We start from the raw sequence: 15,977 nt of genomic DNA, 5'->3' as shown, positions 1-15,977 counted from the left end.
ATGTTGATGAAAACGACCGCTTCCCACTCCCCATCGCTGGCGGGAACCACCGGGATTACTCTCGACTCGCTGCGCGTTTCTTATCACGGCAACGTGGTGCTAAAGCCGCTGTCATTAACCATTGAACCGGGTGAAGTGCTGGCGCTGATTGGCCCCTCCGGCTCCGGGAAAACCACGGTGCTGCGGGCGATAGCCGGATTTGTGCAGCCTGCGGGTGGTCGAATTTTGATTGGCGACACCGACGTCACTCATCTGCCGCCGTATAAACGCGGCCTCGGAATGGTGGTGCAAAACTACGCCCTTTTCCCGCATATGAAGGTGGAAGATAACGTTGCTTTTGGCCTGCGGGCGCAGAAACAGCCGAAAGCCTTGATCGCCGAGCGGGTCAAAGAAGCGCTGAAAATCGTCGGTATGGCGGATTACGCCAGCCGTTATCCGCATCAGCTCTCAGGCGGCCAGCAGCAACGCGTCGCCATTGCCCGCGCTATCGCCGTGCGCCCACGAGTATTGTTGCTCGATGAACCGCTCTCGGCGCTGGATGCGCAAATCCGCCATAACATGGTGGAGGAAATCGCCCGACTACACCGCGAACTGCCGGAGCTGACGATTCTCTACGTCACCCACGATCAGACCGAAGCCCTGACCCTGGCGGATAAGATTGGCATCATGAAAGACGGCTCGCTAATTGCCCACGGCGCAACCCATCAGCTCTACCACTATCCACCCAACCGTTTTACCGCCGAGTTTCTCGGGCGCGCCAACATCCTGCGGGCGACGGCGCTGAAAGATACCGTGGGGCCAGGGCTGGTCAGCGTCAGCTGCGGCGGCGGATTGATTAACGCTTTCAGCCACGGCGGCCAGCACGGTAACAACAAGCTGTTGTGCATACGTCCGCAGCATATGAGCCTCGCACCGCGAACGGCCACCAGTAACCGGCTTAACGCCACCCTGACGTCGGTGCACTGGCAGGGCGATCTGACCCATCTGCTGTGCGATGTGGCGGGGGAAACCGTGCGCATTGTGATGACTCATGTGAACCCGCTGCCGCATGCGGGCGACAAGCTGGCGCTCTATTTTGAACCCAACGATGCGGTCCTGATTGAGGTGTAATGATGTCGCAAACCTTAACCCTCTCGCGCCCGGCCCTGAATCTGCGGCCCTTTCTGTGGCTGCTGCTACCACTGCTGGTGCTGGCGACGCTATTTTTCTATCCGCTGCTGCTGATTGCTGAGCAGGCGCTGCGCGATGCCAACGGTCACCTGAGCCTCGGGACTTTCTGGCAGGTGGTGGAATCCCGCCGTTTTATTAACGCATTGCTCAATACGCTGCAAATCGCGGTCTTTGCCACGCTGGGCTGCCTGCTGCTCGGCAGCGTGCTGGCGCTGATTCTGGTATTTATTCCGTTTCCCGGCAGCCAGTTGATCGGCCGGGTCATTGATACCTTTATTGCCCTGCCGACTTTCCTCATCACTCTCGCATTCACCTTTATCTACGGCTCGGCGGGCTTGCTGAACGGTACGCTGATGTCGCTGTTTGCTTTCGAACTGCCGCCGGTCGATTTTCTCTATTCGATTCAGGGGGTGATTCTGGCGGAAATCACCGTTTTCACTCCGCTGGTGATGCGCCCGCTGATGGCCGGACTGCGGCAGATTGATAAAAGCCAGCTCGAAGCGGCGAGCATTCTTGGCGCCCATCCGCTGCGGGTTATCGGCCAGGTGATATTCCCGGCGGCGCTCCCGGCGCTGATGGCGGGCGGCAGCCTGTGCCTGCTGCTGACCACCAATGAATTCGGCATTGTGTTGTTTATCGGCGCGAAAGGGGTCAATACCCTGCCGATGATGGTCTACAGCAAAGCCATTCTCGAATCGGATTACGGCGTGGCCTGCATGATTGCGCTAATAAATATTCTGCTGTCGCTGGGGCTGTTTATGCTCTACCGGCTGGCCGCCGCGCGTACCGGCGCAAGGAGCTAACGATGTTGATTTGGTCGCGTAAAGGTCGTTCGGCGGCGGGCGCGTTGGCGGTAACGCTGTTTGCCGGGTTCTTTTTTCTGCCGCTGGCGGTGATTTTAATGTCCAGCCTGAGCCAGCAGTGGAACGGCCTGCTGCCGTCCGGCTTTACCCTCGGGCACTTCGTTAACGCATTTCGCGGCGCGGCGTGGGATTCGCTCTTTTCCAGCCTGATGGTCGGTTTCTGCGCCAGCCTGTTTGCTCTGCTGTGCGGCATGTGGGCGGCGCTGGCCCTGCGCCAGTACAGCGCGAAGCTGCAAAAATACCTCGGGCTGATGTTCTATTTGCCGAGCGCCATTCCATCGGTGTCCGTGGGTTTAGGTATTCTGGTGGCCTTCAGCCAGGGACCGCTACAGATGAACGGCACCTTCTGGATCGTGCTGGCGGCGCACTTCGTGCTGATTTCCGCCTTTACCTTCAGCAACGTTTCCACCGGCCTGGCGCGGATTTCCGCCGATATCGAAAACGTCGCCTCCAGCCTCGGCGCATCGCCATGGTATCGCCTGCGCCACGTGACGCTGCCGCTGATGACGCCGTGGATGATCTCCGCGCTGGCGCTGAGCCTGTCGCTATCGATGGGGGAGCTGGGCGCGACGGTGATGATCTACCCGCCGGGATGGACGACGCTGCCGGTCACCATTTTCAGCCTGACCGACCGCGGCAATATCGCCGACGGCTCGGCGCTGACTATTGTGCTGGTGGGGGTGACGCTACTGCTGATGATTAAGCTTGAGCGCATCGCTCGCCGGATGAGCCAGCGTTAGCGCTATTTCCCGGTGGCGCTGCGCTGACCGGGCTACGAGATCTAGCAGCCTGCTGGTTTGGTAGCCCGGACAGGCGCAACGCGCCGCCTCCGGGATTTACCTGATGATACTCAAAGAAACAAAGCCTTATCGCGCAGAATATGATCGTTGCCGCGACGGCGGGTAAAGCCGATGCGGTCGAAATATTCCAGGATCTGAATTGCCAGCTTGCGCCCGACGTTCAGCGTATCGCGGAAATCTGCCGCACAGGTGGAACCCTTTGCCAGATCCAGTTCGCGGATCATTTTGGCGAATTCGACAATCCGATCGTTGCGGTAGTAGCGATCTTTAACGATCGCAGTAATCATCCCCTGCTGCGCCGCCTGGCGTAATACTGCGCGCATCAGTGACTCCTCGACGTTGGCTTCCCGCGCCAGATCGCGCACCCACCATGGCTCATCGGCAAACAGCCCGGCGACCCGCTGCCAGATGGCCTGCTGCTCGTCGGTAAAGCCCGCTTTATGCTCCGGCAGATGCAGCCAGCCGTGATGGCTGTGAACAATACCGCTTTCGCGCATCTGCTCAATCAGCAGCAGCACCAGCGCTTCATCTTCCATCGGCAGCGCAATACGCCGCAGACGTTCGCGGCCCGGACCCGGCTCATCGCGATGCTGATCGTGATAACGCGCCAGGGCGTCGAGCAGCTTCCGCTGCCAGCGTGCCGCCAGCGGAGCGCTAAGCAGACTGTTCCCCGCCTGGAGATAGTCAGGACGGCTAATCAGCGCATTCAGGCCCTCGTCGCTGAGCTGACGCGCCCAGGCGAAATCATCAAGGCGAACCGCATCGCGCTGCAGATGAATATCCAGCGCCTGAACGTCATCGTCCTGCGCGGCTGCTAGCGCATGCAGCCACTGTAAATATTCCGGCTTACGCTTGCCCCGGCGCGGTGGATTCAGCGCCACCACTCGCGCACCGGCTAGCGTCAGGCGAGCGGAAATATCGCGCAGCACCAGACGGTCGTTATCCGCCAGACGCAGCGGCGTATCCAGCACCAGCTCCGCCAAATCGCCCTCCAGCAGCGACACGCGCCCGGTAATATGGCTGGCGGCATGATGGATATGCAGCGGCTGCCACTGGCTCAGCGGCGTGTGGCACTGAAGTTCGACAATCACTCGTTCAGAGGCTTCCGGCGGCTGCACAGAGAGGAGCCAGTCGCCGCGATTCAGTTCCTCTTTTTGCGCATCGCCAGCGATATTCAGAGCGATGCGTTGACCGGCCCACGCTTGTTCGACCGGCTGATTCTGCGCGTGCAGGCCGCGCACGCGCATCGGTTTATCTACACCGGTCAACCACAGCGTATCGCCGATGTTAACCTCGCCGGAAAGCGCTGTCCCGGTGACCACTAGCCCCGCACCTTTGACGGTAAACGCGCGGTCGAGAGCCAGACGAAAACGCTGATGCTGCGGATGCGCCCGCGCACTGAGCTGAAGTAAATGCTCGCGCAGCTCGGCAATGCCCCGGTTTTCCGTGGCCGCAGTGGCAAACAAGGTGGCATCGGTAAAGCCAAACTCCGCCAGCACTGCATCGATTTCCGCCCGAACTTCCTCTACCCGCGCCGCCTCAACGCGATCCGCTTTGGTTAGCGCAACGGTTAGCGTCGGCTTTCCCGTAAGCTGGAGGATTGCCAGATGCTCGCGCGTCTGTGCCATCACGCCATCGTCGCAGGCCACCACCAGCAGCGCGTGATCGATGCCGCCAACGCCGGCCAGCATGTTGGACAAAAACTTTTCGTGGCCGGGAACGTCGATAAATCCCAGCACCCGTCCGTCAGGTTGCGGCCAATAGGCGTAGCCCAGATCGATAGTCATCCCGCGCGCTTTCTCTTCCGGCAGGCGGTCGGCGTTGATACCGGTAATCGCCTGTAGCAGCGTGGTTTTGCCGTGGTCAACGTGTCCGGCGGTGGCAATAATCATCTCAATAACATCTCCATAAACCGGGTTTCATCCTCAAGACAGCGCAGGTCCAGCCACAGGCGGCCATCATAAACCCTACCGATCACCGGCACGGGCAACAGACGCCAGCGGGCCGCCAGAGCCTCCAGTTGGCTGCCGCGACCATCGCGCGGGGTAAAGGTTAGCGCCGCGCTGGGTAAACGGTCCACCGGCAGCGACCCGCTACCAATTTGCGACAGGCACGGCTCAACCCGTAGGTCAAAATCAGCATAATGCGCCGCCAGTACGGACAGTACGCGCTCGCCCTGCTGGCGAATCTCATCCGCCGGGCGGGTCAGCAGGCGCAACGTCGGCAGCTCGGCGGCCAGTTTTTCCGGGTGCAGATAGAGGCGCAGCGTGGCTTCCAGCGCCGCGAGGGTCATTTTATCCGCCCGCAGAGCACGTTTCAGTGGATGGCTTTGCAATTGCGCAATCAGCGCCTTTTTACCAACGATAATCCCCGCCTGCGGGCCACCCAGCAGTTTATCGCCGGAGAAGCTCACCAGGCTGACGCCTGCGGCGATCAGCTCTTGTGGCATCGGCTCTTTCGGCAGGCCGTAGTGACTTAAATCGACCAGCGATCCGCTGCCAAGGTCAACCACCACCGGGATTTTCAGCTCGCGGCCTATCTCGGCCAGCTCGGTTTCATCGACGGCTTTCGTGAAGCCCTCGATGCTGTAGTTGCTGGTGTGCACCTTCATTAACAGGCCGGTATTTTCATTGACCGCCTGACGATAATCTTTGGCATGGGTGCGGTTGGTGGTCCCCACTTCATGCAGGATACAGCCCGCCTGGCGCATCACGTCGGGAATGCGGAATGCACCGCCGATTTCCACCAGCTCGCCGCGCGATACCACCACCTCGCATCCGTTAGCGGTCGCCGCCAGCATCAGCAACACCGCAGCCGCGTTGTTGTTGACGATACAGGCATCTTCCGCGCCGGTTATCCGGCAAAGCAGCTCAGCCAGCGCCCGGTCGCGGTGACCGCGTCCGGCATCGTCGAGATCGTATTCCAGCGTGACCGGCGCGCGCATCGCCTGAGCAACCGCCTCAACCGCCGCCTCCGCTTGAATGGCGCGGCCCAGATTGGTGTGCAATACGGTACCCGTCAGATTGAAAACCGGGCGCAGCGCGCTCTGCTGCGTCTGCGTTAATCGCCGCGTGGTTTCCTGCAACCAGTCATCGCTCCAGTCGGGTAGCGCCTGGCTCTGGCGGATGTGCTCTCTTGCTTCTTCCAGCATCTGGCGCAGCAGCGTCACCGTCTGGGAGTGGCCATATTGCGTCAGCAGCGTGGAAAATGCGGGTTCGCGAAGTAGGCGATCGATGGCCGGAAGCCGGGTGTAAAGCGCACGAATCTCGGTAGTCATGAATGGGCCTGGCGGTAAGTTATTTTCCCCCCTCCCGACGGGAGAGGGAGTCAACAAATAAGCGGTGATTGTAACGCCTCCGGGCAGAAACTGTTACCTGCCTGGGTCAACTCCTCGGCGGTTCGGTGCGCGCAAAGCTGGCGCGCTGAAAGAGCGAATCCACCAGCCTGACCAGCTTAGGGCGGGTGGCGCACCAGCCCGGCGCGACGCGGCGAAAGTTAAGGTAAGCGATAGCGCAGGCCGCCGAAATGGTCGCCAGGTTGACTTCATCCGAGCGTAAAGTCCCGTCACTCGCATAGCCTTCCAGCGCATCCAGACCGCGCGCGACCTTTTCCCGTTGGCGTAGCAGTTCGCTTTCAGACTGCTGCGCTGCCGGGCGCGTTTTCTCTCGCACCAGAGCCAGTGCGGCTTCCATAACGCCATCAGCCAGCGCCTCAAGTTGACGCATTTTCAACGCGGCTTGTGGCTCCGCTGGCAGCATATTCGGCGCGACGCCGAGCTGCTCCAGATACTGCGCGATAATCTGCGAATCGTACCAGCATTCACCATCGTCGGTGACCAGCGCGGGCACTTTCCCCAACGGGTTATACTGCGCTACGCCATTGACGTCGTTGTAAGGGAATTCGTTGACGAACTCGAAGGGAATATCTTTTTCCAGCAGAATGACGGAAATTTTGCGCACAAAGGGACTGGTATAGCTGCCGATCAGTTTCATTGCCTGCTCCTTTCGCCAACAAAAAGGTAAGTATGGTGCAGGCTGCGGTAAAAAACCGCGAAGCAAAAGGAAATTCCGCGAGCCCCGGCGCATTTCCCGGAGGCGGCGCTTGACGCGCCTTGTCCTGGCTACGGGTCCACAGACGGCTGGAAACCTGTAGCCCCGACTTGTTTACGGTTAGAACTGATAAGCCACGCTGGCGCGGAAGCTCCGCCCCGGTTCGTAGTCCGCGCCCAGTACGCCATAGCTGTTGCGCGAGGTGTGGGATACATAGTTTTTATCAAAGATATTGTATAACCCCAGGCTTAAGGTCAGGCCATCCAGCGTACCGGAAGTCGGCGCCCATTCAACCGCCAGATCGTTCACGCCATAGCCGGGCTTTTTCGTTTCCGCATCTTTATAACGTGTGTAGAACAGCGAATTCCAGTGCATAGCAACATCATATTTCGGCAGCAGATACGTCAAACCAACGGTATATTTATCACCGGTATCACGCCCCAGAATATCGCCATATTTCGCGACGCCTTTGACCATCAATGGCGACTTATAATCGGTGCTGATATGGGAATAGCTGAAACGGGTAATAATATCGTTTACCGCATAATTTACCGACGCTTCATAACCATCGACAACCGCATTACCGGCATTGAAACGCTCCGTGAGTTCAGAAACGCCGGGAACCGCCGTCTGGACGATAAGATTGTCGTAATGCGTGCGGAAATATTTGCCGACAATACTGAGTGAGTCGTCTTGCGCAATGAGACCGCGACGGTCGAAGAAAATCCCGACCTCTTTGTTATCACCGGTTTCCGGATCGAGCTGGTTTTTCTGGTTAAACTCGCTGGAATTCACGCGGATCGACTCCGTGGTATCCGGCGCACGAAACAGCTCCGTATAGTTAGCAAATAAGCCAAAACCGGATTCAAAACGATACTCGGCGCCAAAGGCTTTGGAGAACTCAGTGAACGTCTGATCCTGATCGCCCAGCATATCGGCCTGGTAGTGATCGTAGCGGATCCCCGGCGTGAGCGTCAGCCCGCCAAACTGCACGGCATTTTCCAGATACCCGGAGTTGCTGGTCCCCTTTTCGCCGTTCCAGGAGGCAGTTTTTCGGCCGCTGGAATACTGGTAATCATCACGGTGGTTTTTGGTCTGGAACCATTCGTAGCCTACGCGTAGCGTGTGGCCAAAAGCGCCGGTCTGGAATTCTGAGCGGTTATCAACGTTAACGCCCCAGGTTTCCACATTGTTCACCCAACCGCTATCCAGACTATTCCAACGCTTTTTAACGCTGGCGCTCGCTTCGCCGGAACGAATCGCTGCGGCCATATTTTTATGCGGCTGGCTGCGATCGAGTTCATTTTTGGTGTGATAGCCAGCGACTTTCAGATCGATCCAGCCGCTACCATCAACCGCTTCATAAGCGAGGGTTTGGGTTTCGCGGATGAAGTTTTGTGGCGTGTAGTCCTGGAAATTCGCGGTGGTCGTCGGGCGATAAGAGAATTCTGCGCGGAACGGATATTCACCATCCGATTTTACGCGCTCAGCCGAGGCCTTTATTTTCTGCCCTTCAAAAAGATCAACGCCAGCCTTGAATAAATAGCTCTTATCTTTGCCATCTGCGCCGATACGCGTGCCGTTGCCGCTCTCACCGTAGTCGTAATCGCTGCGGCTAATATAGCCCAGCAGGTCAACGCGATCCGCTACCCGCCCAAATAGCGTCAGCGAATTAGACCATTCGTCGTTATTGGTGTCATAGCCGGTTTTTACCCGAGCGCCAAAGCTTTCGCCCGGCCGCAATAAATCAGATGCATCAACAGTGGTGAATTTCACCGCGCCGCCCAGTGCTCCAGAACCATTGACCACAGAGTTCGCACCCACTGAAACGTCAACCTGCTTTAATAACGCCGGGTCAATTAATAAATTACCGCCATGGTGAAAAAGGTCGCCCATCTGGCGCGCACCATCAATGGTGACGTTAATGCCTTTATCACTCACGCCGCGCATATAGATTTGCTGATTGAATCCGTTGGTGCCCCCAACGTCAACGCCAGGAATATCACGCAGAATATCTTTGATTAGCTCCGGCTGACGGGCGGCGATTTTATTCGCGTAAACGCTGGTTTCTTTTGGTGTGCTTTTAACCGATGCCACAACTTTAATCGTCTCAGCATCCTCAATTTTATTATCCGTTTCGGCAAATACCGGCGCGCATAACAGCACGGTTGCGCCAATTAATAATTTCTCACGTCCATATGTGGACATACTCGATCCCTCACAATGTGAATAAAAGTGAGAATCATTTTCATTATTAATTGCAATAAGTTAATCTTACTTACAAAACTTTACTGATTAAGCCAATATATTCGCCATGAACAAATAATTAATTAATATATTTTTTAATTAATTATTCACGCAAGGAATATTTAAGCAAGAAGATTAATACGCTGTCAGTAAATAACAAACAAGGAGAATCATAGGATTACCCGCCGGATTATTTTTGCCTGCGGGTTTTAAACAATATGCTTACTCTGAAGATTCGCGCTTAATACGCTCTTTTATCAATAGTTCTTTAATCGACAAACCGGTAACGCCGCTATCGCGTAAGTTGTGGCGGGTAATTTCGGTGCACAGGAATTCAATGATAAACAGCTGAGCAATACGCGTTGAGATGGAATCACCCTGCATCGGCCCCGCTTCGCCGCTGGTCAGCCAGAAGGTGTTCGCCAGCTCAGTGAGCGGAGAATGGGGGCTATGAGTAATTGCCAGCGTCCAGGCTCCCTTCTTTTGCGCAAGACGGAAGGCGTTAACCACCTCCGGCGTTTCCCCGGAGTGCGAAAAGGCCACCACCAGATCATCGGCCTTCAGGTTTGCCAGCTTTAAGGTCATGGTGAAGCGATCGGTAAAGGCTTCGGAATCAATCCCTAAGCGGTTCATCTTATCCCGCGCTTCCAGCGCCGCCAGCCCCGATGCGCCAAAACCGACAAACATCACCCGTCGCGCGCTTAAAAAGCGCTCGACCACCGGTTTGACGATTTTCATCTCCAGCAGGCCGATGGTTTCCCGGGTTGAGGTTTCAATGGTGAGCGCGATTTTTTGCGCCACGTCGTTGCGCGAATCATCAAGGAAAATATCCGGCGACGAAGGCAGCGATAAATCGCTATCGTCCAGCAGCTCGCGCTTCAGATCCGCTTTCAGGTTCAATAGCCCGGCGTAACCAATTTTCTTGCAAAAACGGATGATGGTGGCTTCGCTTACGCCAATTTCCAGCGCCAGCTTTTTCACCGGTAGCTGCACCACCTGCGCGGGCTGTTGCAGGATATAACCCGCTATTTTGCCGTCCGTTTCCCCGAGGTTACTGAGAATATTGGCGAGGTAGACGCGTACGTTTTTTTTATTCACACTCACTGTGGGCTCTCCTGACCGCGCGTTAAGTCAGGTAGTTTAGCCCGCTTGCCGTTCGCTGTCTGCCGGGAAGCTTAGTGAGAGCTGATGGTGGTGCGTTTCCCCCGCCGCCAGCCACTCAATGCCGCGCTTATGGATTATTTGCCCATCAAAATGGGGATCGTCGGTGGTGCCGTTGAGCGGCTCCACGCACAGCAGATCCGCACCAGGAACGCCCCATAGCGCCAGCCATTTCTGGCTGCCGGAAAAGGCGATTTGTTCCCAGCCATCCGGGGAGCAGACCGCCCAGCGATTACCCTCTCCCAGCGCAAAATAGACCGCGCCTCCGGCAAAGCTATCCGGCGACAAGATAAACGCCGAGACGTCCGGCGCGTCGTCGGGGATCGCCAGCGTGCGCCGCACCGTCGCAAAGGGACCCGCACAGACGCGATCGAAACGCACCTGCCAGCCCGGCTCGCGGGCAATCGGCAGCGCGAAGCCGGGATGCCAGCCCAGCGAGTAGCCCCAGGGCTGGCTGTCCTCGTTAATCACCGCCCAGTCTACGCTGATGCCATCGTCATTTAGCCGCCACGTCAGGCGTATGCGCCACGCAAACGGCCAGACCTCGCGTGTTTCAGCGGTATCGGATGCTTCAAGGACCAGATGAGTGGCGTCCTGAGACACGCAGGTGAACGTCTGGTGGCGCAGAAATCCGTGTGCGGTGAGTGGAAAAAAACGCTCGCCCTGCCATAAGCCATTGTGGATGAGCTGCCCCACAACAGGAAACAGCTGCGTCGCCGAGTTGTTCCATACTCCCGCCTGCGGTTGCCATATCCAGCTGCGCTGGCGATGGTTATCCCACAGCTCGCTTAGCTCCGCGCCAACAGCCTGCACCACTATACGAAAACGCGCGTTTTCCAGATGCCACTCCATGTGATTCTCCTAAGCCGTGCGCAGCAGCAGCCGCGTCTGATAGACCATCGCCCGATGCTTGTCGCCGGTAAACAGGCGGTCAATCAGCGTGAAGATATCAGCCTCATCAATCACTTTATCCTCAGCAAGGTCCAGCGTCTGTGAATCGCTGTTGCGTACAAGGAACGCCAGCGCTTCCGCGACGCCCGGATGCACGCAGGTATAACCCGCCGTTGATTCCTGCTGGCACACAACGAACTGCTGGTCGCGTTCGGGCGACAGAGATCCCAGGTCGAAACGCGTATACAGCTCCGGCGGCGCATCGTGCTGGCGCATCACTGGGATTATCGCGCTGGCGTAATGCTGAGATAGCGCGCTATCAGTGACGGGGTGCAATTGCCGCGGATCGTTTTTGACATCGAACAGCTTGTCGCCAAAGCGCCACGGGTTGAGATAGCCGAAGGTGGCAGGGATCTGCATCACCTGCACGCCCTGGGTGAAATCAAAGCCGGGGTGAATACGAATATCTTTCAGCTCGTCGATTTTAAACGGGCTGTCGATGCGCGTTGGCATCAGCGTGTATTCGTACAAATGCGCTTTATCCTGCTCGCGCGGGCAGCGCATATAGACGTAATCGCCGTCGGTGATATTGATATGCCCGCCAAAATAGCCGAACAACGCGTAGTCGCGAATGGCTTCATCGCGCTCAACCGCCGGGCGCAGCGGCTGCCCGGTCATGGTTGCCGGGCGCGGGACGTCAAAGTACTCCAGCAGCGTCGCCGGGATATCAATGGTCTGGGCCAGCGCCTGGCGCCGCACGCCTTCAGCCTGGCAGCGCGGGTCGCGAATAAAGAACGGCGTATTGGCGATTTCGTTATACACCGGCATGATATTTTTGCCCCACCACTGATGTTCGCCCAGCAGGAAGCCGTGATCGGTGCAGACGATAAACAGCGTATCGTCCCACAGGTCCAGCGCCTTGAGCTTATCCATCACCTGACCGAGATAGTCGTCGCACATGGTGATCAGCGCCTGGTAGAACTTGCGCACCTTGTCGTCGTCTTCACCGCCCGGCGCGCCGCAGTAGTAAGGCACCCAGCCGTCAAAGTCACCCGGTTTGCAGCCATACTGCGCGAGGTATTTTTCCGGGACGAAGAACGGTTCATGCGGGTCGAAACACTCAATTTGCAGGAACCAGTTTTCCTGGTCCCGGTTGGTTTCAAGGAACTCCATCCCGGCGCTGATGGTGCGATGGGTAAAGTGCTCCTCTTGCGTCGGCATCGCCGTGCGGTTGATTAAGTCCTGGGTCATGCGCCCTGCGCGGCGGCGGCGGGTCTCTTCATCTTCATTGCCCTGCCACTGGATCAGCGGCTTCTCCACCTGGCCTTTCCAGCAGTCTCCCTCCTGACCGCGAATAAATTCGAACGTCGAGTAGCGGGTATGGTAGGTGGCGCCGCCGTCGCGCCAGTAGTGTTTATGGTCGGTCACCATGTGCGTGTGGACACCGTGCTGGCGCAGGGCCTGCATCGCAGAGAAGTCGAACGGCTCCAGCGGCCCCCAGCTACGGTGCAGAAAGTTGTAGCGCCCGGTATGCAGCTCGCGACGCGCAGGCATACAGGGCATGCTGCCGACGTAGAAGTTGTCAAACTGCGCGGATTCCTGCGCCAGGCGCGTGAAGTTCGGCGTTATCGCATCCCCGCCGTAGGGCGCAAGGTGATTGCGGGTCAGGGTGTCAAACATCAACATAACTGCTTTCATAAGACTGCTCTCTTTATGAACCGATAAATTCTTCGACTTCGTTTTTAATCAGCGTCACATGCGGGCCATAAACCACCTGTACGCCCTGGCCGCGAATAAATGCGCCTTTACTGCCGAACTGTTTGAAATCATCCAGCTTGACCTTTTCCGCATCGTTGACGGTGATCCGCAAGCGGGTCGCGCAGCAGTCCACATCAACGATGTTGCCCCGACCACCCAGCGCCTCAACAATGCCCGCTGCGCGAACGTCCTGCGACACGCTGACCGTCGGCGTCTCTTCGCTTTCATCTTCACGGCCCGGCGTTTTCAACTGACGCCATTGAATGAGGAAGCGGAACGAGAAGTAGTAGGTGCAGAACATCACCGCGCCCAGCGGGAAGATGTAGATCCAGTTAGTTTTGGCATTGCCTTGCAGCACGCCGAAGAGCAGGAAATCCACCAGTCCGCCGGAGAACGTCTGACCAACGGTAATTTCCAGCATATGGGAGAACATAAACGCAAAGCCGGTCAGGACGATATGCACCGCGTAGAGCAGCGGCGCGCAGAACATAAAGGCGAACTCCAGCGGCTCGGTGATCCCGGTGACGAATGCGGTCAGGGCAGCAGAGAGCATCAGGCTGGCGACTTTCTTTTTGTTTTCCGGCTTCGCACAGTGATAGATAGCCAGTGCCGCGCCCGGCAGGCCAAACATAAAGTCGGCAAAGCGTCCCGCCATAAAGCGTGACACGCCGATGTAGTACTGGGTGACGGAAGGGTCGGCCAACTGGGCAAAGAAGATTTTCTGCGTTCCCTCAACCATGTGCCCGTTGACCATCGCTTCACCGCCGACGCTGGTTAACCAGAACGGCATATAGAAAATATGGTGCAAACCGAGGGGGATGAGGCACTTGAGGATCATGCCGTAAATCAATGTACCGACATACCCGGTCTTCTCAACGAGGATCCCCAGATGCGAAATCCCGGCTTGCACATGTGGCCACACCCAGAACAGCGCGACGCCAAGAAAGATGGCGAAGAAAGAAGTCATGATCGGCACAAAGCGCGAACCGCTAAAAAACGCCAGCATGTCAGGCAGCTGCGTTTTACCGTAGCGACTATGTACCCAAGAGGTCAGCAGGCCGCACATCACCCCGCCCAGCACGCCGGTTTGCAGCGTGGTAATCCCCAGTACGCTTGCCTGCCCGGCGGCGGCCAGGTTCTCGCTGGCCAGCGTGCCGTTCAGCAGCAACAACGCGCTGATGGCCTTGTTCATCACCAGAAAACTGAGTACCGCCGCCAGCCCGGCAGTGCCTTTGTCGCTACGCGCTAGCCCAACGGCAATGCCGACGGAAAAAAGCAGCGCCAGGTTGTCGAACACCACGCTGCCGCATAGGCGCATAACGGTAAAAATCGCCTGTACAACCTCGCCATTAAGAAACGGATAGGTTGATAGGGTCACCGGGTTTGTGAACACGCCGCCAAAGCCCAGTAACAACCCCGCGGCGGGGAGAATGGCTATCGGCAGCATAAACGACTTACCCAGATTCTGTGCTCCAGCAAATAATCTGCTCATACGAATCCCTGATATTGGCAAATGAAGTTTTAGTTTCATATTTATAGTGATTTAATGAAACTATTGTTCCGATCATTTGCGCAATTTGTCAACGCAGGACGCTGAAATAGTGACAGGCATCACCAAAAATTTTCGTCTGCGACGGAAGGGAATCATAAGCAACGCGAAGCCTGGTCATCCATACGATACAGGGATGACCAGGCACGCGATGTCAAAACGGGAAGGGGTTTAGCAGATTGCTCGTCTGGAATTGCCCGGTGGCGGCGAGCGCCTTACCGGGCCTACGGGATACGCAAATGCCATCAAGCCCTAGACAGGCACGGTCACCTGTAGGCCGGATAAGGCGCTAGCCGCCATCCGGCAGAAATGCGAATACAATATCTAAAACAGGTTTGTCATCAATCTCGGTTTAGTGGTCCAGATAAAGATAGTGCATCCAGCTGGTCATGCGCAGTAGCACTTTGCGCATCACCGAAACGTGGGTGAAGTGGTCGGAATAAACCGCCACCTGGGCGTAAATGCCGTCAGGTAGCGCGTCCACGGCGGCATTGGGATCGAGTTCGATGGTTGCCAGCACGCCATCGGTGCCCGGCGTGACCGTCAACGCTTGCAGCGTGCCCTGTGCCTGATACGTTCCCCCCGGCACCACCGGCAGAATACTCACCAGCTTGCCGTGAAAGACCTGGCCCGGCAGCGCGTTGAACACCGCTTCAGCATCATCGCCCGCCTCAAGTCTGAGCAACGAATTTTGCCGGAACTGCGCCACAATCAGCCGTTTTTGCTGTGGGATAAACACCATCACCGGGCGCAGCGGCAGCGAGGCCGCATAGGTTCCAGGGCGAATCAAAACCTGGGTGATATAGCCGTCGCTGGGCGCACGCACGGTGGTCTGGTCGAGGTTATATTTCGCCTCCGCCAGCTGCGCGCGCAGGCTCACCACCTGCGACTGCTCGCCGTTAACCATACTGTCGAGCTGACTCTGGATTTGCGCCTGCTCCGCAACCGACGCTTTCACCATCGCATCCTGAGCCAGATAGTTTTGCCGGGCGTTATCGATATCGCTTTCCGAAAACGGGTTTACCCGCGCCTGGCTGCCCTTCAGATAACGCTGATAGTCTTTATAGAGCCGGTCGCGCTCCGCTGAAACTCGGGTGGTATTTGCCTGGGCCTCAGAAAGCTGGGCTTTCAGCGTGTTGATGCCGTGAAGTGCGGTGACAAGGTCAGCCTGGAGCCTGTCGACCCGCGCCTGATAGCGTACCGGGTCGATGGTAAACAGAACTTCACCCTTTTTAACCCGTTGATTTGCTTTATCCGTGACGCTGCTAACCACCCCGGTCACCTGCGGGGTAATCGGAATAGAAATAACCGCTTTTTGCGCGGTAAAGGTGTAAGGATGGTTGTAGTTCATTAATAAAATAAGCGCGCTAACAATAAATACCCCGCCCAGCGCCGCGGTGGGAACCGTCCATTTATTTACCGGGATCTTGAATATTTTAAATATCGACCAGGCAATCGCCACGTAGGTTAAAATAATCAGCAGATCCAT

General features: G+C 57.1%; 12 protein-coding genes. 3 read left to right on the top strand and 9 right to left on the bottom strand.

Translation table 11 applies throughout. The features are described 5' to 3' along the window. From phnT to phnV, 3 genes are read left to right on the top strand one after another with little or no spacing between them, the layout of a single operon-like run. Complete coding sequence (gene phnT, locus ACMYSL_RS00330) at nt 1-1,110, top strand: 2-aminoethylphosphonate ABC transport system ATP-binding subunit PhnT (RefSeq protein ID WP_434661055.1); 1,110 nt, start codon at nt 1-3, stop codon at nt 1,108-1,110. 2 nt (nt 1,111-1,112) lie between these two features. Next, entirely contained in the window at nt 1,113-1,973 is an 861-nt protein-coding gene (phnU, locus tag ACMYSL_RS00325; RefSeq protein ID WP_434664321.1) for a 2-aminoethylphosphonate ABC transporter permease subunit, read from the top strand. 2 nt (nt 1,974-1,975) lie between these two features. Beyond that, entirely contained in the window at nt 1,976-2,773 is a 798-nt protein-coding gene (gene phnV / locus ACMYSL_RS00320) for a 2-aminoethylphosphonate ABC transport system, membrane component PhnV (protein ID WP_434661054.1), read from the top strand. Between the two features lie 110 nt (nt 2,774-2,883). Here phnV and selB read toward each other — a convergent pair whose 3' ends face one another. The 9 genes from selB to ACMYSL_RS00275 all read right to left on the bottom strand — a co-directional run bounded on the left by selB (nt 2,884) and on the right by ACMYSL_RS00275 (nt 15,977). Next, the gene (gene selB / locus ACMYSL_RS00315; protein ID WP_434661053.1) at nt 2,884-4,725 is read right to left on the bottom strand and encodes a selenocysteine-specific translation elongation factor; all 1,842 of its coding nucleotides are present in this window, start codon (nt 4,723-4,725) and stop codon (nt 2,884-2,886) included. Next, nucleotides 4,722-6,110 carry an L-seryl-tRNA(Sec) selenium transferase gene (gene selA, locus ACMYSL_RS00310; protein WP_434661052.1) on the bottom strand — a complete coding sequence of 463 codons (1,389 nt, stop codon included), beginning with the start codon at nt 6,108-6,110 and terminating at the stop codon, nt 4,722-4,724. The genes selB and selA overlap by 4 nt, the downstream gene beginning before the upstream one ends. A gap of 106 nt (nt 6,111-6,216) precedes the next feature. Continuing rightward, on the bottom strand, nt 6,217-6,825 hold the full coding sequence (locus ACMYSL_RS00305; protein WP_304254356.1) for a glutathione S-transferase: 609 nt from the start codon (nt 6,823-6,825) through the stop codon (nt 6,217-6,219). Between the two features lie 177 nt (nt 6,826-7,002). Beyond that, nucleotides 7,003-9,090 (bottom strand): TonB-dependent receptor domain-containing protein, encoded by a 2,088-nt coding sequence (locus tag ACMYSL_RS00300; RefSeq protein WP_434661051.1) that lies wholly within the window; start codon nt 9,088-9,090, stop codon nt 7,003-7,005. 261 nt (nt 9,091-9,351) lie between these two features. Further along, nucleotides 9,352-10,233: a MurR/RpiR family transcriptional regulator gene (locus ACMYSL_RS00295; protein ID WP_110275961.1), complete on the bottom strand. Its 882-nt coding sequence runs from the start codon at nt 10,231-10,233 to the stop codon at nt 9,352-9,354. Nucleotides 10,234-10,269: 36 nt separating this feature from the next. Beyond that, on the bottom strand, nt 10,270-11,142 hold the full coding sequence (locus ACMYSL_RS00290; protein ID WP_434661050.1) for an aldose 1-epimerase family protein: 873 nt from the start codon (nt 11,140-11,142) through the stop codon (nt 10,270-10,272). 9 nt (nt 11,143-11,151) lie between these two features. Further along, nucleotides 11,152-12,879: a sulfatase gene (locus ACMYSL_RS00285; RefSeq protein WP_434661049.1), complete on the bottom strand. Its 1,728-nt coding sequence runs from the start codon at nt 12,877-12,879 to the stop codon at nt 11,152-11,154. 13 nt (nt 12,880-12,892) lie between these two features. Further along, entirely contained in the window at nt 12,893-14,431 is a 1,539-nt protein-coding gene (locus ACMYSL_RS00280; RefSeq protein WP_434661048.1) for a PTS transporter subunit EIIC, read from the bottom strand. Between the two features lie 409 nt (nt 14,432-14,840). After that, nucleotides 14,841-15,977, bottom strand: a complete 1,137-nt coding sequence (locus ACMYSL_RS00275; RefSeq protein ID WP_112215661.1) for an HlyD family secretion protein — start codon at nt 15,975-15,977, stop codon at nt 14,841-14,843.

Source organism: Klebsiella sp. MISC125, assembly GCF_051131775.1.
GTDB lineage: Bacteria > Pseudomonadota > Gammaproteobacteria > Enterobacterales > Enterobacteriaceae > Klebsiella.
Note: the sequence above shows the minus strand (reverse complement) of the source record. Positions and strands in the feature narration are given on the sequence as shown.

Coding starts and splice junctions, on each gene's coding strand:
- phnT (WP_434661055.1), top strand. CDS start 1: ATGTTGATGAAAACGACCGCTTCCCACTCCCCATCGCTGGCGGGAACC.
- phnU (WP_434664321.1), top strand. CDS start 1,113: ATGTCGCAAACCTTAACCCTCTCGCGCCCGGCCCTGAATCTGCGGCCC.
- phnV (WP_434661054.1), top strand. CDS start 1,976: ATGTTGATTTGGTCGCGTAAAGGTCGTTCGGCGGCGGGCGCGTTGGCG.
- selB (WP_434661053.1), bottom strand. CDS start 4,725: ATGATTATTGCCACCGCCGGACACGTTGACCACGGCAAAACCACGCTG.
- selA (WP_434661052.1), bottom strand. CDS start 6,110: ATGACTACCGAGATTCGTGCGCTTTACACCCGGCTTCCGGCCATCGAT.
- ACMYSL_RS00305 (WP_304254356.1), bottom strand. CDS start 6,825: ATGAAACTGATCGGCAGCTATACCAGTCCCTTTGTGCGCAAAATTTCC.
- ACMYSL_RS00300 (WP_434661051.1), bottom strand. CDS start 9,090: ATGTCCACATATGGACGTGAGAAATTATTAATTGGCGCAACCGTGCTG.
- ACMYSL_RS00290 (WP_434661050.1), bottom strand. CDS start 11,142: ATGGAGTGGCATCTGGAAAACGCGCGTTTTCGTATAGTGGTGCAGGCT.
- ACMYSL_RS00285 (WP_434661049.1), bottom strand. CDS start 12,879: ATGAAAGCAGTTATGTTGATGTTTGACACCCTGACCCGCAATCACCTT.
- ACMYSL_RS00280 (WP_434661048.1), bottom strand. CDS start 14,431: ATGAGCAGATTATTTGCTGGAGCACAGAATCTGGGTAAGTCGTTTATG.
- ACMYSL_RS00275 (WP_112215661.1), bottom strand. CDS start 15,977: ATGGATCTGCTGATTATTTTAACCTACGTGGCGATTGCCTGGTCGATA.